Source organism: Shouchella patagoniensis, assembly GCF_002019705.1.
In the GTDB taxonomy this organism is placed as follows: domain Bacteria; phylum Bacillota; class Bacilli; order Bacillales; family Bacillaceae_D; genus Shouchella; species Shouchella patagoniensis.
The window spans coordinates 1,218,345-1,236,268 of sequence record NZ_KV917377.1; the positions used below are offsets into that span (position 1 = coordinate 1,218,345).

General features: G+C 39.0%; 20 protein-coding genes and 2 tRNA genes. 3 read left to right on the forward strand and 19 right to left on the reverse strand.

Annotation, left to right across the window (positions count from 1 at the left end):
- Positions 1 to 41: 41 nt before the first annotated feature.
- Positions 42 to 452, forward strand: a complete 411-nt coding sequence (locus tag BK584_RS06550) for a hypothetical protein (protein WP_078391854.1) — start codon at positions 42 to 44, stop codon at positions 450 to 452.
- A 299-nt stretch (positions 453 to 751) separates the two neighbouring features.
- On the opposite strand, the gene BK584_RS06555 is transcribed toward BK584_RS06550, so the two are convergent.
- The 12 genes from BK584_RS06555 to BK584_RS06610 all read right to left on the reverse strand — a co-directional run bounded on the left by BK584_RS06555 (position 752) and on the right by BK584_RS06610 (position 9,310).
- A tRNA-Arg gene (locus BK584_RS06555) sits at positions 752 to 825 on the reverse strand.
- A gap of 8 nt (positions 826 to 833) precedes the next feature.
- A tRNA-Gly gene (locus BK584_RS06560) sits at positions 834 to 907 on the reverse strand.
- Between the two features lie 189 nt (positions 908 to 1,096).
- The gene (locus BK584_RS06565; RefSeq protein ID WP_078391855.1) at positions 1,097 to 1,606 is read right to left on the reverse strand and encodes a metallophosphoesterase family protein; all 510 of its coding nucleotides are present in this window, start codon (positions 1,604 to 1,606) and stop codon (positions 1,097 to 1,099) included.
- On the reverse strand, positions 1,603 to 2,196 hold the full coding sequence (locus tag BK584_RS06570) for an XTP/dITP diphosphatase (RefSeq protein WP_078391856.1): 594 nt from the start codon (positions 2,194 to 2,196) through the stop codon (positions 1,603 to 1,605). The genes BK584_RS06565 and BK584_RS06570 overlap by 4 nt, the downstream gene beginning before the upstream one ends.
- Positions 2,189 to 2,950: a ribonuclease PH gene (gene rph / locus BK584_RS06575; protein WP_078391857.1), complete on the reverse strand. Its 762-nt coding sequence runs from the start codon at positions 2,948 to 2,950 to the stop codon at positions 2,189 to 2,191. The genes BK584_RS06570 and rph overlap by 8 nt, the downstream gene beginning before the upstream one ends.
- A gap of 103 nt (positions 2,951 to 3,053) precedes the next feature.
- Positions 3,054 to 4,184 (reverse strand): GerMN domain-containing protein, encoded by a 1,131-nt coding sequence (locus tag BK584_RS06580; protein WP_078391858.1) that lies wholly within the window; start codon positions 4,182 to 4,184, stop codon positions 3,054 to 3,056.
- Between the two features lie 118 nt (positions 4,185 to 4,302).
- Positions 4,303 to 5,271: an oxygen-dependent tRNA uridine(34) hydroxylase TrhO gene (trhO, locus tag BK584_RS06585; protein ID WP_078391859.1), complete on the reverse strand. Its 969-nt coding sequence runs from the start codon at positions 5,269 to 5,271 to the stop codon at positions 4,303 to 4,305.
- Between the two features lie 176 nt (positions 5,272 to 5,447).
- On the reverse strand, positions 5,448 to 5,687 hold the full coding sequence (gene fdxA / locus BK584_RS06590) for a 4Fe-4S ferredoxin (RefSeq protein ID WP_054710476.1): 240 nt from the start codon (positions 5,685 to 5,687) through the stop codon (positions 5,448 to 5,450).
- 127 nt (positions 5,688 to 5,814) lie between these two features.
- Positions 5,815 to 6,645, reverse strand: coding sequence for a glutamate racemase (gene racE, locus BK584_RS06595; protein ID WP_078391860.1), 831 nt, complete (start codon positions 6,643 to 6,645; stop codon positions 5,815 to 5,817).
- Positions 6,646 to 6,699: 54 nt separating this feature from the next.
- Positions 6,700 to 7,164, reverse strand: coding sequence for a MarR family winged helix-turn-helix transcriptional regulator (locus tag BK584_RS06600; RefSeq protein WP_078391861.1), 465 nt, complete (start codon positions 7,162 to 7,164; stop codon positions 6,700 to 6,702).
- A gap of 167 nt (positions 7,165 to 7,331) precedes the next feature.
- The gene (gene ptsP / locus BK584_RS06605; protein ID WP_078391862.1) at positions 7,332 to 9,047 is read right to left on the reverse strand and encodes a phosphoenolpyruvate--protein phosphotransferase; all 1,716 of its coding nucleotides are present in this window, start codon (positions 9,045 to 9,047) and stop codon (positions 7,332 to 7,334) included.
- Positions 9,047 to 9,310 (reverse strand): phosphocarrier protein HPr, encoded by a 264-nt coding sequence (locus BK584_RS06610; protein WP_078391863.1) that lies wholly within the window; start codon positions 9,308 to 9,310, stop codon positions 9,047 to 9,049. The genes ptsP and BK584_RS06610 overlap by 1 nt, the downstream gene beginning before the upstream one ends.
- A gap of 395 nt (positions 9,311 to 9,705) precedes the next feature.
- On the opposite strand from BK584_RS06610, the gene BK584_RS06615 reads away from it, so the two are divergent.
- On the forward strand, positions 9,706 to 9,930 hold the full coding sequence (locus BK584_RS06615) for a helix-turn-helix domain-containing protein (RefSeq protein ID WP_054710482.1): 225 nt from the start codon (positions 9,706 to 9,708) through the stop codon (positions 9,928 to 9,930).
- Positions 9,931 to 9,970: 40 nt separating this feature from the next.
- Here the strand turns inward: BK584_RS06615 and BK584_RS06620 are convergent, their stop codons facing one another.
- From BK584_RS06620 to BK584_RS06635, 4 genes are all read right to left on the reverse strand, one after another.
- The gene (locus BK584_RS06620; RefSeq protein ID WP_169871520.1) at positions 9,971 to 10,408 is read right to left on the reverse strand and encodes an acyl-CoA thioesterase; all 438 of its coding nucleotides are present in this window, start codon (positions 10,406 to 10,408) and stop codon (positions 9,971 to 9,973) included.
- A gap of 64 nt (positions 10,409 to 10,472) precedes the next feature.
- Entirely contained in the window at positions 10,473 to 11,225 is a 753-nt protein-coding gene (gene sdhB, locus BK584_RS06625; RefSeq protein ID WP_078391865.1) for a succinate dehydrogenase iron-sulfur subunit, read from the reverse strand.
- Positions 11,222 to 12,988: a succinate dehydrogenase flavoprotein subunit gene (sdhA, locus tag BK584_RS06630; protein ID WP_078391866.1), complete on the reverse strand. Its 1,767-nt coding sequence runs from the start codon at positions 12,986 to 12,988 to the stop codon at positions 11,222 to 11,224. Before sdhA ends, sdhB begins: the two co-directional genes overlap by 4 nt.
- Before the next feature lie 33 nt (positions 12,989 to 13,021).
- Positions 13,022 to 13,630, reverse strand: a complete 609-nt coding sequence (locus tag BK584_RS06635; protein ID WP_054710493.1) for a succinate dehydrogenase cytochrome b558 subunit — start codon at positions 13,628 to 13,630, stop codon at positions 13,022 to 13,024.
- A 390-nt stretch (positions 13,631 to 14,020) separates the two neighbouring features.
- Here BK584_RS06635 and BK584_RS06640 point away from each other — a divergent pair, with 390 nt between their 5' ends.
- On the forward strand, positions 14,021 to 14,437 hold the full coding sequence (locus BK584_RS06640) for a YslB family protein (protein WP_078391867.1): 417 nt from the start codon (positions 14,021 to 14,023) through the stop codon (positions 14,435 to 14,437).
- Between the two features lie 51 nt (positions 14,438 to 14,488).
- Here the strand turns inward: BK584_RS06640 and uvrC are convergent, their stop codons facing one another.
- The 3 genes from uvrC to BK584_RS06655 form a co-directional block, all read right to left on the reverse strand.
- Positions 14,489 to 16,270, reverse strand: coding sequence for an excinuclease ABC subunit UvrC (gene uvrC / locus BK584_RS06645; protein WP_078391868.1), 1,782 nt, complete (start codon positions 16,268 to 16,270; stop codon positions 14,489 to 14,491).
- A gap of 64 nt (positions 16,271 to 16,334) precedes the next feature.
- Positions 16,335 to 16,649, reverse strand: coding sequence for a thioredoxin (gene trxA / locus BK584_RS06650; RefSeq protein WP_035397723.1), 315 nt, complete (start codon positions 16,647 to 16,649; stop codon positions 16,335 to 16,337).
- A 287-nt stretch (positions 16,650 to 16,936) separates the two neighbouring features.
- Positions 16,937 to 17,914 carry an electron transfer flavoprotein subunit alpha/FixB family protein gene (locus BK584_RS06655; RefSeq protein ID WP_078391869.1) on the reverse strand — a complete coding sequence of 326 codons (978 nt, stop codon included), beginning with the start codon at positions 17,912 to 17,914 and terminating at the stop codon, positions 16,937 to 16,939.
- Positions 17,915 to 17,924: the final 10 nt, after the last annotated feature.

Consider the following 17,924-nt stretch of genomic DNA (forward strand, 5'->3'; position numbering starts at 1 on the left):
TTTCCGAAAAGCGGGGATAGTAAAAAACAGGTGGTGATGTTATGCAACGAAAAAACACTAAAATGAAGTTCATTAAAAGTATACGTATTCTCTCTCGCTTTTTCTTTCCTCACCCACGGGCATCTCTTGTCGTAGTAACTAATCAATGGGAATTATGTCAACAGGAAGCAGAACGTAATCTTTGTCGAGTTTTACGAGACAGAGGCTACTATCCCTCACCCGATTATTTCGTCGACTCTATATCAATTAATGTTGCGATCGTACCTTACCGTGTTGCATTAATCAGAAAACAAGAGGCTACGAAAGAAAGGAAAATTGCCCGTCTTTTACAGCGCAAAGGCTGGTCAGTTTATTTCTATTCTGAAGAACACATACGCAAAGATATCGACCGATTGCTATATTCAATTGAATCAAACATTGAACCTTTAGAAAACGCCTCATTGCACATTTAAGCAAGGCGTTTTTTGTTCTGTCTGCTTTGAATAAACCTACTTGCTTTTTTTCTATATATATTTCACTAAGTACAGAACATGAATTTTAAAAGCAATACGCAATACATTCTTAAATTAACACTTCAAACATTTGAGAAATAGGATACCGGGAAGTATTCATAGGGAATTTAAATTGATATGGGAACACTAATTTACGCATCTATCCGTTTTGTCTGGAGCAAAACATAGGAGAGGAAAAATAGGAAGGGATTTCATTAGAAAAAACCTTCATGCATTAATTACATGAAGGTTTTTTCATACATCCCAGGAGAGATTCGAACTCCCGACCGACGGCTTAGAAGGCCGTTGCTCTATCCAGCTGAGCTACTGGGACTCAAAATATGGAGCGGGTGATGGGAATCGAACCCACATCATCAGCTTGGAAGGCTGAGGTTTTACCACTAAACTACACCCGCATATTATTTAATTGAACACTTTACCTATATGTATTATGTACGCACAACTATTTGCGACGTCTATAAATATACCTTAACCGTGTAAATATGTCAACTATAATATGTTTAGTTTTTCTTAATAACAAAGCCTGATCACTTTATTTACAAATTCTAAATAAAGCAACCAGGTTATTTTTAGAATTACTCTTACTAAAGCTCAAATGATTTACTTAAATGAGGAACTTCCTCACCAGAAATTGAGTAATAGACAACCTTTGCTTTTTTCTGCTCAATTGTCACTATACAATATGTCCCTTGATTATAACCTTTAGGCAATCGAACACTCCCTGGGTTAATTAAGAGTACGCCGTGCTTTTTTTCTGCTTTAGCAATATGTGTGTGACCATAAACAGCAATTTTAGCCTCACTTCTACTAGCATGAGAAATTAACTGATCTAAATCATTTTTCACACCGTGGTGATGTCCGTGTGTAATGTACACAGGAATTCCGTTCCATTCTAAATGAAGCTCTTGCGGAAAAGCAGCAAAGAGATCACAATTCCCAGCAACTACTTGTGAACCAGCCAATACTTGATCACCTACATCAAGTTCCGAATCGCCCGCATGAATGATTCGCTCAACAAAATCACGTTTTTGGTCAATGATTTCTGCTAGTTCTTTTTTCCATCCATGGCTGTCGCTAACAACAAGAACGTTCATAATAATCCCCCTACAAACTGCTTCTTAAAGTTTCTTAAGGCGTTTGCACGATGGCTAATTTCATTTTTTTCTCGAGAGCTCAATTGGGCCATTGTTTTATCGTGTGAGGGAACAAAGAAGATTGGATCATACCCAAAGCCATTAGTTCCACTTTCTTCTCTAGCAATTATCCCTTCACAACTCCCTTCTGCGTAAACCGTCTCTTTTCCAGGTTTGGCAAGAGCAATGACACAATAGAAACGCGCTGTTCTGTCCTCTACAGCAAGATCAGCCATCTCCTGTAAAACTTTATCTATATTATCTTGATCACTTTTATCTGGTCCTGCATAACGCGCGGAGAAGACACCTGGACGGCCATCAAGAGCATCCACAATTAATCCTGAATCGTCAGCAAGAACAGGTCTGTTTAAATAAGCACTAAGGGTTTCCGCTTTCTTTGCTGCATTTTCTTTAAACGTATTTCCATCTTCAATAATTTCTGGTACTTCAGGGAAATCGATTAAAGATTTCACCTGAAATGATCCTGAAAAAAGGTCTTTAAAGTCAGAAACTTTCCCACTATTTCTTGTTGCTATTACAAGTTCATTCATTTTTTGGTCTTCTCCTTTCTTCAATCCACATTGCTGCTTCTCCAACAAGCAACCGTTGTTTTTCAATTAATTCTTTTATACCAGACTCAGCCAAATCAAGCAGTTCATTCATCTCTGTTCGACTAAAAACAGCCTCTTCTCCACTTCCTTGAATTTCTACGTATTGACCCGAACCCGTTAACACGACATTCATATCAACATCCGCTTGCGAATCTTCTTCGTAACTTAAATCACAAACAATGCCTCCATCGACAAGTTTGCCTACTGAAACAGCAGCTAAAAAATCATTCACGGGCCATTGCGACAATACCCCTGATTCTTTCGCGCTTTTTAAAGCTAATACTAGAGCAACGTATGCACCTGTAATGGAAGCCGTACGAGTTCCACCATCAGCTTGAATCACATCACAGTCAATCCAGACAGTCCGTTCTCCTAATTGATCTAAGTCGACAACAGCCCGAAGAGCTCTTCCTATTAATCGTTGGATTTCCATCGTTCTTCCCGTTAACTTACCCTTTGCTGATTCACGAATCGTCCGTTGTTCGGTCGCCCGGGGGAGCATCGCATATTCCGCTGTAAGCCAACCTTTTTTTTGTCCGCGTAAAAAAGGAGGCACCTTATTTTCAATTGACGCTGTGCAAATGACTTTTGTGTCTCCGATGCAAATTAACACCGATCCCTCTGCATGTTTCGTAAATTCCGGGATTATCTGAATATCTCTAAGTTCCTCTTTCGTCCGTCCATCTTGACGCATTCTTCATCCTCCTCTTAGGTTAGAGAAGCTTCTCCATTCAGTCGTGATTAAGTATAACATAAGACAAAGAGCATCTGCATAATCGCAGATGCTCTACTACTCATTAAAGTGGATGGACATTTAACATTGTAGGACGGGTGACTTCTTCCACCTCTTGACCGCTTTCAGATTGCACCCCTGCTTCTCCATTTACTTGGATCGACACTTTTTCAATTCCCATTTGTTCTGTTAATGTGAGTGCAAGACTTTCTAACACGGTCTGCGGGATAACCATTTCTTCTCCTGCAGCAGCTTGAATTGCCTCATTAAAGTTTAGCACAACTTCACCATCAACAAGTTCTGGATCTTCAAGTAGTTGTACTTCTGGGGACAGCCCTGTTAAATTTGTCATCATAGCGGCTGGTCCATTTATAAGTTCATCCACAGCCGAAGCAATTGCATTGTCAACATTTTCGACCCTTCTCGTTACAGGAACATAATAGGATTGATTCTCGTATGAACTTAGGAAGTATAGAGTAAGATCTTCACTATTCGTAAAATCCACAACTCCACTAGAATCTAAGTTAATGCCATCAGCACGTGTTAGATTTCCTACAATTGGCGTTTCAGTTTGTGGCATTTTATCTAATTCTATTCCATCGATCTCAATCTTCACTTCTTCAACTTCCGGAAACTGAGTTAACGTCCAGGTAATTGCTTCAAATATGCGTTTTTCATCATCCGGATTATAGTCTCCAAATTCAGCAGAGAAATTCGCTATTGCTAACTTGTCTTCTTTTAAATGATTAACTTCCACTTCTGTCCCTGCAGGAATTACACCACGAAAGCCACTTGGTAAAAGCTCTTGAAGCGGACCTTCAACTACTAAATATTCAAGAGATTGCTTCATTAAACTTTCAGTCTTTGGAAGTGTTAACGTTTGAGGTACAACCATTCCATCAGAGTCAATTAAATAAAGCTCTCTTAAATTTCTAGATTCTTGCGCAGCATCAGGACTCACTTCATCTTCGCCTTCTTCAGCTTCGCCCTCTTCCTCTTCCTCTGCCTCCTCGTCAGCTTCTTCCTCATCTTGAATCTCTTCAGCATTACGAATCTCTAAACCGTCTTCATCCGTTGTATACGTAATAGGCGGTTCATCTAATGTATCTACGGGCTCATTCGCCCCAGACGAACAGCCTGTTGCTAATGTTAGAACAACGATAAATGGTACGCTAATTCCTACTAATTTACGCATTTCTTTCCCCCCCAGAATGGTTGTACTTTCATGTATACGAGCATTCTCGAACTTTAGACCATATCGATAAAAAAATGCACAAAAAAAACGCCCCTTTATTTTGGGGCGCTCTTTATTATTATGAACGTACAGGCAACTCCTCACCTAAAACATCTAAACGATCTTGGTGTTCTTCAGGTGATAATTGCTGCTCTTTAATATATAAATTGCGCGGGTGAACACGACATTCTGGTGTGCATCCACGAACATGTTTATGTTCATTTTCTTCCGAGCATAAAATCTGCTTATTGCACTCTGGGTTTGCACAATTCACATAGCGTTCACAAGGGGTTCCATCAAAATAATCTTTACCAACTACAATCGGATTAATTTGATTAATCGGGACCGTTAAACGCTCATCAAACACGTAGCATTGTCCATCCCATAAGTCACCTTGCACTTCTTCATCTTTACCATACGTCACAATGCCACCATGTAATTGCGACACGTCCTCAAAGCCTTCTTGCTTTAACCAACCTGAAAACTTTTCACAACGTATGCCACCTGTACAATATGTCAAAATTCGTTTGTTCTCAAACTGCTCTCTATTTTCTCTAATCCACTCCGGTAAATCACGGAATGTCTTTATATCTGGACGAACTGCTCCACGAAAATGACCTACGTCATATTCATAATCGTTTCTAGCATCAATAACAACCGTATTATCTTGTTGCATTGCTTCTTTCCATTCTGATGGCGATAAATATTTCCCAGTAAGTTCTAGAGGATTAATATCCTCTTCATTTAACCGCAATGTTACAAGCTCTGAACGCGGCCGCACATGCATTTTCTTAAATACATGGCCATCTTCTTCATCCTCTTTAAAAACAATTCCCTCAAAAAGTGGGTTGTTTTCCATCGCTTGTTTGTACAGATCCGTGTCTTCTTTTAACCCCGAAACCGTACCATTAATCCCTTCAGACGCCACAAGAATACGCCCTTTTAAATTGATTCCCTTACAAAATGCCAGATGTTCTTTTGAAAACAACTCTGGATCCTCAATCGTTGTGTAATAATAATACAATAATACTCGATATTCTTTTTCCATTTTGAAATTCACCTATCTTCTTATATTTGCAAGATACAATGTGTAGGTGTCTTACCTAATCAATCACATCTGTGCTTCAATTGTTTCCCATACATATTATACAAAATACAGTGCAGCTGTCCAGTATCAATAAAAAAAGAATTAGGTGTCATTTAACACCTAACTCTTTCTACTTGTTATTCAATCCCAAAAAATTCTTCTGCTTTTTTCAAGAACTTTTGGTCTTCAGGAGCCATCTCATATTCTTCTACGATAGCATCTACAGGACATACCCCTTGGCACGCTCCACAATCAATACAAATATCGGGATTAATATAGTATTGATCTTCCCCTTCTTCAATACAATCTACTGGGCATACATCAACACATTCCCCAGCCTTTTCCCCAATACATGGGCTTAATATAACAAAAGCCATACGTTACACTCCTTTTTATTAACTACTGAAAGCTTTAACTTCCATGTCTATTTATGTTTGTATCTATAGCATACACGCCTTAGCTAAAAACTTAAAGTGATTCAATTGAAAAAGTTGTTCCTTCTTATTATTGTCTATTCATTGTTGGAAAAACCAAACTACTCCCTAGCGAAATTGAGGCCACATTTTTTGTGTCGATCGCTAACCATTTGCTAGCAAAATGCTTAAAGGACTCTGCAACGCCTGTTGTAAAAAATTGATGCTCTGGTTCCACACTTGATTTACGGTTAATCGAGTGATGAAAAAGCAGACTACTTACTTCTCTAGCCGTCTCTTCACCAGATGAAATAATAGTAACGGATGCAGGTAAGAATGACTCAATTACAGGTTTCAATAACGGGTAATGTGTACACCCTAAAATAAGCGTATCGAAATCAGTATTCTTAAGTGGTTTTAACGACTCTTCGACTACTCTCTCTGCTTCTTCTCCATCAATGATTCCCTGCTCAACAAGTGGCACAAAAAAAGGACAAGCCAAACTTTCCACCGTCACTTGTTCACTAATTGCAACGAGTGCCGTGGCATAAGCATTACTTGTAATTGTACCAGTTGTACCTATAACGGCAATATGTTGGTTATTACTTGATTGAATTGCGCTAATCGCACCTGGTTGAATGACTCCTACAACAGGTATAGACAATAAGGATCGCGCTTCCTCTAAGACAACAGCTGTTGCAGTGTTACAGGCAATAACAATCATTTTTACATTCTCTTCAAGAAGCCGATTAATCATTTGCCATGTAAATTTTCGCACTTCATCTACAGGCCTTGGACCATACGGACATCTTAAAGTATCACCAATATAACAAATGGTTTCTTTTGGTAGCTGGCGCATAATCTCCTGGGCAACCGTTAATCCGCCGAAGCCAGAATCGATGATGCCAATCGGTCTATCCATGCGTCCCTCTCTCCTTTAATCAGACTTGCTCGGACGCTGCAAGCATTAACCCATTTATAAGCGAACTTCCCGCTTATTCTTCATTGTTTTTAATAACAGGTTTAAATTCTCTTCAAGAATGTCTACTTGTTCCCGTGAAAATCCCTCGAGCATTTCAGCTAAGTAATCTTGCCTTTGGCTAATTACATCACGAATAATCGTTTGACCTTTTGGTTTTAAATGAATACGGACAACACGCCGATCCTGTTCGTCTTTAACGCGTGCAACCAACTCATTCTTCTCCATTCGGTCAATCAAATCAGTTGTTGTACTATATGCCAGGTGCATCCCGTCAGAAAGTTCCCCTATAGTCATATCACCATATTCATTTAGCCATTGTAATGCAACAAATTGAGGGGGCGTAATTGGAAAATTCACTAGTATTTCTCTGCCTTTTTGTTTCACTAAATCTGCTACTTTACGAAGTGATCGTTCAATGTCTTCGAATTGGCGATGATCATTCTCATAAGGTTTTTCCAATCTTCCGCACCTCCAGTTAGTTGTTCTTCTTTATTGTACCTAACGAAGCAACATCTAATCAACTGTGAGTTAATGATTCAACAGAAAAAGGGGGCAAACGTTTGCTCGCTCGCCCCTCGTTCAGTAGATTCTTTTCTCTGCATTCATTAGCTAAATGTTTTCTAAAATTAGCTATACTGTTCTCTTACAAGCTTTTCAATCGCTTCTGATGTATCTAGATTTAAGGCCTTTTGTGCAAACTCTGCCAGGTCTGTTTTTGACAATTTGCTCAACTGGCTTCTTGCAGGTAAAACTGATGTAGCACTCATACTAAATTCATCTAACCCTAATCCAAGCAGCAATGGAATCGCAATCTCATCCCCAGCCATTTCTCCACACATACCTACCCATTTCCCTTCAGCATGCGCCGCTTTAATAACCATGTCCACTAAGCGAAGAATAGCCGGGTGATATGGTTGATACAAATAAGAAACTCTTTCATTCATACGATCCGCAGCCATTGTGTATTGAATTAAATCATTTGTACCAATGCTGAAGAAATCAACTTCCTTAGCAAATTGTTGAGCTGCGACAGCGGTAGATGGAATCTCTACCATAATACCTACTTCCATTTCTGAAGAAACGTCAATGCCATCAGCTTCAAGCTTGGATTTTTCCTCATTTAAAATTTGCTTTGCTTGGCGTAATTCTTCAAGCGCGGCAATCATTGGGAACATAATTTTCAAGTTTCCGTACGCACTTGCACGTAACAAGGCGCGGAGTTGTACACGGAACATTTCTTGCATTTCTAGGCATAAACGAATCGCTCTAAAACCAAGGAATGGATTAAGTTCATGAGGCAAGTCAAGATATGGAAGTTCCTTGTCCCCCCCAATATCTAACGTACGGATAACAACGGGTTTGCCTTCCATACGCTTAACCACTTCTTTATATGCTTCAAACTGCTCGTCTTCACTTGGAAGTTCAGATCGTCCCATATAAAGAAATTCCGTTCGGTAAAGACCAATACCTTCAGAGCCATTATTTATTACGCCATCTAGATCGTTTGGCGTGCCAATATTTGCTGCTAGCTCTACGTGGTGTCCATCCTTAGTGACCGTTTTTTCATTAACAAGCTTTGCCCACTCTTCTTTTTGCTTTTGATAAGCTACTTGTTTTTGCTTATAGTTTTCTAATTCAGCTTCATTCGGGTCAATAATAACATGGCCATCTATTCCATCAATAATGACTGTTACACCATTTTCAACTTTTACAGTAGCTTCTTTTGTGCCTACCACTGCAGGAATTTCCAATGATCTTGACATAATAGCAGAATGAGATGTACGCCCGCCAATATTGGTGGCAAACCCTTTAATGACAGCTGGATTCAGTTGAGCAGTGTCAGAAGGAGTTAAATCATGGGCAATAATAATTGTATCTTCCGTAATTGCAGCAAGCGATACAACGTCAATTCCCATCAAATGTCCTAGAACACGACGAGAAACATCACGAATATCGGACGCACGCTCTTTCATATATTCATTTTCCATGTTTTCAAACATAGAAATGAACATATTAGCAACTTCATTTAATGCAAACTCAGCGGTAACCGCATCGTCATTTACTTTTAATTTTACAGCATCAATTAATTCAGGATCACTTAATACAAGTAAATGAGCAGAAAAGATCTCTGCTTTATCTTCACCTAACTCTATAAATGCTTTTTCTTTAATCGCTGTTAATTCTTTACGAGAAATAGCCAGTGCTTCGTCCAGACGCTTGACTTCATCACCAGCATTCTTTGCTTCTTTTTGTTTAATTGTGAAGTCGGGTTCTTCATGTACAAAAGCTTTGGCAATTGCTACACCCGCAGATGCAGCAATGCCCGATAGAGTATAGCTCATTATTCGCCTAAGCCCTCTTTAATAACTTCTTCAATAGCAGCTAGTGCTTCATCAGCGTCTGAACCTTCTGCTTTAATCGTTACTTCAGCGCCTTGTCCAACACCTAGTGACATTACACCCATAATTGATTTAAGGTTTACCGACTTCCCTTTATAATCAAGTGTAATATCAGAAGAAAACTGTCCGGCTTTATTCACTAATTGTGTTGCTGGACGAGCATGAATGCCTGTGTCTGCAGTGATTGTAAATGTTTTTTCTGCCATAATAAAAACCTCGTTTCTTTTATTATCATTTAGTCATGTCAAGCCCTTATATCACCAAGTACGACCTACTTCTATAGCGTACCCTGCAACAACTTGAACTAATACAAGTTATTTTAATGCAAAGCTAATAAGCCCGGATCAAGACGAGCTCTCGAAACACCGTCATTATAGCATGACGCTCCCCCCCTTTCAACAAAAAAGACTACGATGCGTTTAATATTACGACTCTTTTCGACAACATTCTTTTAAGAAAATTAAGTATATAATTCGCCTCTTGTTCATCCACATGTAAATTGTATGCTCACACCTTCCTCTATTCAGACATATACTGTTTTGACTAAAGCCTTTCAGGTTATCACAACCTGCTCTTAGCCCGGCATGAAGGAGTGAACATATTGAAAGGAGCAGACTTCGGACCAAAGCCCTTGCTGACCAAGAGGGAACGCGAAGTATTCGAACTACTTGTCCAAGACCAGACGACAAAGGAAATCGCAAATCATTTGTTTATCAGTGAAAAAACCGTTCGTAATCATATATCGAACACGATGCAAAAGCTGGGAGTCAAGGGGCGCTCTCAAGCCGTTATTGAACTTATAAGACTTGGCGAAATTACGATCTAATAAAAAAAAGCCTGCAAATGCAGGCTTTTTTTATTTCTTTTTATTTCTTTAAAAGAGAAATCAGCGATGCTTGAAACGGTACTGCTTTACCTGACTTTGAATCCACCTGAACCATGACACCTCTACCCGTTAAACAAATATGGTCTTCTTTTTTTGCGATATAATGCAGATCAATTGACGATCTTCCGATTTTTTCTACTTTAACTCCAATGCGAAGCGAATCCCCATACTTTATTTGATTAAAATAGTTACATTGTAAATCTGCGGTCACGATCATCGGTCGCTCTTCGCCTTCCAACCATTTTTCCATCATACCTAGTTTTTTAAAATAATCTAATCTAGCTTGTTCAAAATAAACAAATGCAACTGTATTATTCACATGCCCAAATGCGTCTGTTTCTGAAAAACGTACATTTATTTCACTATAAAAACGAAATTCTTTTTCCCAGTTCCCCAAATCTGTTATGTAATCAGGCATTTTCACATTGTTGTGCTCCTTTTATAGAAAGCGGGCTGTCATATATGACAGCCCGCTTTTATTTTTAGTTTCCACCAAAAAAGTTTTTGAATGATTGTAGTGCAGTTGACCGATTAAGTGCAGCAATTGAAGTTGTAAGTGGAATTCCTTTTGGACAAGATTGAACGCAATTTTGCGAGTTGCCACAATTAAGTAGTCCACCTTCATCCATTAAAGCCTCTAGGCGTTCTTCTTTGTTCATATCACCTGTTGGATGAGCATTAAACAGTCTCACTTGTGATAGTGCTGCAGGTCCAATAAAATCTGAATTAGAATTCACATTTGGACAAGATTCCAAGCAGACACCACAAGTCATACATTTTGATAACTCATAAGCCCATTGGCGTCTTTTTTCTGGCATTCTTGGTCCCGGTCCTAAATCATAAGTGCCATCAATTGGAATCCATGCTTTTACTTTCTTCAGTGAATCAAACATTCGGCTACGATCAACCATTAAATCTCGCACAACAGGGAAAGTTTTCATAGGTTCCAAACGAATTGGTTGTTTTAATTTATCAATAAGTGCTGTACAAGATTGTTGTGGTTTTCCATTAATAACCATCGAACAAGCACCACAAACTTCTTCCAAACAATTCATATCCCAAGCAATTGGCGTTGTTTTTTCACCTTTAGAATTTACAGGATTTCTGCGAATTTCCATTAAACAAGAAATGACATTTAGGTTCTGACGGTAGGGAAGTTTAAATTCTTCCTCATACGAACCGCCATCAGGCCCATCCTGCCTAGTAACGATAATTGTAATCGTTTGATCGCTCATTTCTTTTCAGCTCCTTGCTTTTTCTGAGAGTAGTCACGTTTACGCGGCTTAATCAACGATGTATCGACTTCCTCATATTCAAAGTCAGGTGCCCCTGTGCTAGGATTATACCAAGCTTTGGTTGTTTTCAAGAAGTCCTCATCGTTACGCTCTGGAAAGTCCGGTTTATAGTGAGCTCCGCGGCTTTCATTCCGGTTATATGCCCCAATAGTAATTACTCGAGCTAAGTTCAGCATTCCCTCTAGTTGGCGAGTAAACGACGCCCCTTGGTTCGACCATCTTGCTGTATCGTTGATGTTAATGTTTTTATAACGTTCCATAAGCTCTTGTATTTTCTCATCTGTTTTTAATAGCTTATCATTATAACGAACTACCGTTACATTATCAGTCATCCATTCACCAAGTTCTTTATGAAGCACATATGCATTCTCTTTTCCATCCATACGTAAAATTGATTCGAACTTGTCCTGTTCTTTTTTAGCTTCCGTTTCAAATAAAGATGGAGAAAGATCTGCAACTGACTTATCAAGTCCATTCATATACTCAACAGCTTTTGGTCCAGCAACCATACCTCCATAAATTGCAGAAAGCAATGAATTAGCACCTAATCGGTTAGCTCCGTGTTGAGAATAATCACATTCCCCGGCCGCAAACAATCCTGGAATATTTGTCATTTGATCGTAATCAATCCACATACCACCCATTGAATAGTGGACTGCCGGGAAAATTTTCATTGGCACTTTACGAGGATCATCACCCATGAACTTTTCATAGATCTCAATGATACCACCTAATTTAATGTCAAGCTCTTTTGAATCCTTATGGGAAAGGTCTAGGTATACCATGTTTTCTCCATTAATTCCTAAACCTTCATCGACACAAACATGGAAAATTTCACGTGTTGCAATATCACGTGGCACTAAGTTTCCGTATGCAGGATATTTCTCTTCAAGGAAATACCAAGGTTTCCCATCTTTATACGTCCAGACACGTCCGCCTTCACCACGTGCAGATTCACTCATTAAGCGAAGCTTATCGTCTCCAGGAATTGCAGTTGGGTGTATCTGAATAAACTCACCGTTTGCATAAGCAACACCTTGCTCATACAATTTAGCAGCAGCATATCCTGTATTAATCATCGAATTGGTTGATTTCCCAAAAATAATCCCTGGTCCACCTGTCGCTACAATAACAGCGTCTGCCGGGAAGCTCTTAATTTCAGCCGAATTTAACTCTTGAGCAGTAATCCCTTTACATACACCATCATCAATAATAGCTGAAAGGAACTCCCAACCTTCATACTTTGTTACTAGCCCTTGCACTTCGTAACGACGAACTTGCTCATCAAGTGCATAAAGAAGTTGCTGACCAGTTGTTGCACCAGCGAACGCTGTTCTATGGTGCTGAGTACCGCCAAAACGACGGAAATCTAGCAATCCTTCCGGTGTCCGATTAAACATAACACCCATTCGATCCATTAAATGAATGATGGAAGGCGCCGCTTCAGTCATTGCTTTTACTGGAGGTTGATTCGCTAAAAAGTCACCACCGTATACACTATCATCAAAATGTTCGTATGGAGAATCTCCTTCTCCTTTCGTATTAACCGCACCGTTAATGCCACCTTGAGCACAAACGGAGTGAGAACGTTTTACAGGAACGATTGAAAACAAATCAACCTGAACCCCTTTTTCTGCCGCTTTAATCGTTGCCATTAGGCCTGCTAATCCGCCGCCTACTACAGCAATTCTTCCTTTACTCATCAAGTCCACTCCCTACAAGTTCGCAAGTCTTTTTTACACAAATGCTAAAGCAGCCGCGACACCTACATATGTAAGAGCTGCAAATACACCAATCGAAACATAAGTCATGATTTTCTGAGAACGAGGTGTTACCGTAATTCCCCATGATACAGCGAAAGACCATAAGCCATTAGCAAAGTGGAATGTCGCAGATACGATACCAACAATATAAAAGGCGAACATCCAGTTGTTTTGCAAGATATCTGCCATCATTTGATAATTTACTTCCTGTCCAAACATTGCTTGAACGCGAGTATCCCACACATGCCACGCAATGAAAATAAGTAAGAAGACCCCGGTAAAGCGTTGAAGAACAAACATCCAGTTTCTGAAAAAACCATAGTGTTTTGTATTGTTTTTTCCTTTAAAAGCAATGTAAATACCATAGGCAGCATGATACATAATTGGAAGAAAGATTATAAATATTTCTAGGGCATAACGAAAAGGCAAGCTTTCCATAAAATGAGAAGCTTGGTTAAATGCTTCCGGTCCTCGAGTTGCAAAATGGTTAACAACTAAATGCTGAATTAAAAAAATTCCGATTGGAATAACCCCTAATAATGAATGCAACCTACGGTTGAAATATTGCTGATTACTAGCCATACACGTTCCCTCCACGATAGTTTTCCTGTCCAGACCCCAAATAACAATGACTCTCTCTATTTATCTCTTATAACAGAACCTCCCGGCAATATATATACATATTCGACAAATTCTTTAAAACTGTGAAATCTCTTTGACACTTTTCATTTTACTCCTAGGGTATTTTCGAGTCAAGAAAACGGATTCAATTTGTATTGATTTAAAAGGCTTTAGAATCTTCTATCTATTACCCGGGAAAATATAAATTTATCTTAATAAGCTTCAAGATAAGGTTTTTTCTCTCTTACATGATTTTTCTTTTTAGACTTAAAGAAGAACGGCTGACAAAATCATCAATCAACGATAGTATAGAAATGGAGGGAATTTGAATAGAGTTAATGGGGTGTCCGTATGAATGAAGACAATAATTCCAACTTTGGATACGATTTAATACGTAATGACGTGCTTCGCCAGCTATTGGGAAGCGAACATGACAGCCTACTCTATTGGGTAGGAAAAACAGTGGCTAGAGACACAGAACTAGCTTCCCTCGATGAAGTGGTTTCTTTTTTTGCGCAGGCAGAATGGGGTGACCTTGAACGCTTAAAAGAAAAAAGAAGCGAATACATATTCGAACTAACAGGTAGTTGGATGGGAAGAAAAGACAAGCGCTGTTACCAACTTGAAGCAGGGTTTCTAGCAGAAATATTTGAACGTTGGCATGAATTAACGACTGCTGTAACCTATACTGAAAAACGAAATAGCATTCAATTTACTGTCCATTTAGATCGCCATGATCCACTTTTAATGGATGAGCCAAAAACCTAAACATAAGACAACAGAAAGCCCAAGATAAAAAATCTTGGGCTTTCTTGAGAGTTAGTTTTTCTCATTTTTATTTAATGTATTGTGAATTGTGTTTGCCAAAGAAGCAGGCACATACTCACTTAATTCTTCAACTGTCGCTTCTTTCATCTTTTTAACCGAACCAAACGCTTTTAATAATGTTCTTCGCCTTTTTTCTCCAATTCCTGGAATGTCATCTAGCGCTGATTGAAAGAAAGTCTTTGAGCGTGTTTGTCGATGAAATGTAATTGCGAATCGATGAACTTCGTCTTGGATTCGCTGCAATAAATAAAACTCGTGGCTATCTCGTTTTAATGGAACGACAACAGGTGGTGCACCCAAAATTAACTGAGATGTCCGGTGCTTTTCATCTTTGGCCAGACCACATACTGGTATATCTAATCCTAGTTCATCTTCAATAATCTCTTTTGCAGCCGATATTTGCCCTACACCACCGTCAATTACTATTAGATCAGGTAATGCGAGATCTTCCTTAAGTAGACGGACATAGCGCCGTCTAACAACTTCACGCATCGATCCATAATCATCGGGTCCTTCGACTGTTTTAATCTTATACTTTCGGTAGTCCTTACGATGAGGTTTACCATTTAAGAAGACAACCATTGCAGAAACAGGATCTACCCCTTGAATGTTTGAGTTATCGAACGCTTCAATACGATAAGGGGCATCTATACCCATTGCAATCCCTAATCGCTCAACAGCTTTTACAGTACGCTCTTCATCTCGTTCAATTAGAGAAAATTTCTCTTTTAAAGCTAGCATTGCATTTTCTTCAGCTAAATCAAGCAAGGATTTCTTTTGCCCTCGTTTTGGCTGTGTCACTTTTACTTCTAATAATTCCGTTAGCAACTCATGATCAACTTGTTCGGCAACAAAAATTTCCTTTGGTTTAACATGGTTTTTCTCTAAATAGAATTGGGCAACAAAAGTAAGGAGTTCTTCTGTTGGTTCTTGATATATTGGGAAAATAGAAACATCACGCTCGATCAGTCTTCCTTGTCGTACAAAAAAGACTTGTACGCACATCCAGCCTTTATCATAGGAATAGCCAAATACGTCTCTATCAGTTTGATCCGCAAACGACATCTTTTGCTTTTCCATCACTTTTTCCATTTGCATAAGTGTGTCGCGTAATTCCTTCGCCCGTTCAAAATCAAGCTCTTCAGCAGCCTTTTCCATCTTCTCTTGCAGTTGTGCTTTAATATCTGTATGACCACTTTTTAAAAAACGAGTAATCTCCTGTACCATCTGTTGATTCGTATCGATACTTACATCGTATACACAAGGTGCTAAACATTGCCCGATATGATAATATAAGCAAACACTATCAGGCATTTTCCGACATTTTCGCAGGGGATAAAGCCTATCCAACAACTTTTTTGTTTCTGATGCAGCACCTGCATTTGGATAAGGCCCAAAATATTTGCCCCCATCTTTTTTTACTTGACGCGTAATCAATAAACGGGGATGTTTTTCATTCGTAATCTTAATATACGGATACGTTTTGTCATCCTTAAGCAAAACATTGTATTTCGGGTCATGTTTTTTAATAAGTGTTAATTCTAAAATAAGTGCTTCAATATTACTCGAGGTAACAATGTATTCGAAGTCTCTGATTTCCGAAACAAGCCGCTGTGTTTTGCTATCGTGGCTTCCTGTGAAATAAGAGCGGACACGGTTTTTTAATACTTTTGCTTTTCCAACATAAATGATTCTATTTTGCTTGTCTTTCATTAGATAGCAACCAGGTTTATCCGAAAGCAGCGCCAGTTTATTTTTGATCGCATCGCTCATGTACATTTCCTCCTTGCAGTAAAAAACCGCCTTTCCAATTGCGAGAAAGACGGCTTTTGTATCATTACATTTGCTTGTTTAACAGTTCAGCTAGTGCTTCTTTTGGTTGAAAACCAACCGCTTTGTCAACAACTTCACCGTCTTTTAAAACAAGTAGAGTTGGAATACTCATTACGCCAAACTTACCAGCTGTTTCTTGGTTTTCATCAACATCTACTTTCACGATTTTTGCTTTATCTCCAAGATCTCCGTCTAATTCTTCAAGCACTGGAGCAATCATTTTACAAGGTCCACACCATGGTGCCCAAAAGTCTACAAGAACGACCCCATCTTTTGTTTCCTCAGTAAAATTTTGATCAGTAGCATTTACAATTGCCATTCGTTTAATCCCCTTTCAGTTACTAGCTTAAATACAGTATATCATCCTTCATGCAAGCAAGGAAACTAACTTGCCTATAAGCATTAGAGTACCCACTGTCGACTTATCATAAACGATTCTTGTGCAAATAGAAAGCCACTTGCTTAAAGCAAGTGGCTTCGAACTGAAAACAAAGCTCGCGAACGTTTTTGCTCATTCAGTCATATGCTAATGAACTTATTGTGCATTCACACCTTGCCACAAAATTAATTCTAGTCTAAGAAACGTTTCTTTTTAATACGTTGCTATTAGTTTGAAACGAGTACACTTTTTAATTCCTCAGTTAAAAGTGGAAGAATTTCAAATAAATCGCCCACAATACCATAATCAGCAACATCAAATATCGGTGCTTCTGGATCTTTATTAATAGCAACAATTACTTTTGAATTTGACATTCCAGCTAGGTGTTGAATTGCTCCAGAAAGTCCAACTGCTATATAAAGATCTGGTGTAACAACTTTACCTGTTTGACCAATTTGAAGCGAATAGTCACAATACTCAGCGTCACAAGCTCCACGCGAAGCGCCTACTGCTCCCCCAAGAAGGTCGGCAAGCTCCTTCAATGGTTTAAACCCCTCTTCACTTTTTACACCTCGACCTCCAGCAACAATAATGTTTGCCTCGGCTAAATCAACTCCACCTGTTGCCTTTTTAACCACATCTTTAACAACAGTACGCAAATCTTGAATATCTACTGAAACGGTTTCAACCTCACCTGTAATGGAATCGTCTTTATCAATAGCACTGATATTATTCGGACGAATTGTTACGATTAAAGAACCATCACCAGCAGCAGTTCTTTTTTCAAATGCTTTGCCAGAATAAATCGGTCGAATAAACACAGGCTCATTCGTATTCTCAATGGTTACAACATCGGAAAATAATGCAGCATCTAATTTGACAGCCAACCTTGGTGAAATATCTTTCCCAATGGAAGTATGGCCTAAAACAATTACATCAGGGTTTTCTTTATCAAATACTTGCAAATACGCTTGTTTATAAGCATCTGTAGTGTAATGCTTTAATTCATCATGTTCTGTTACGATTACACGATCTGCACCATATGCAAACAACTGACTTGCGATGGATTGAACCCCCTCTCCTGCAAGAACAGCCACTACTTCTCCACCATCAGCGATCTGTTTAGCAGCCCCAATTGCTTCGAATGAAACATTGCGGAGCTCTCCACTTTTAGCTTCTGCTAATACGATTGTCTTTTTCGCCATAAGTTATATC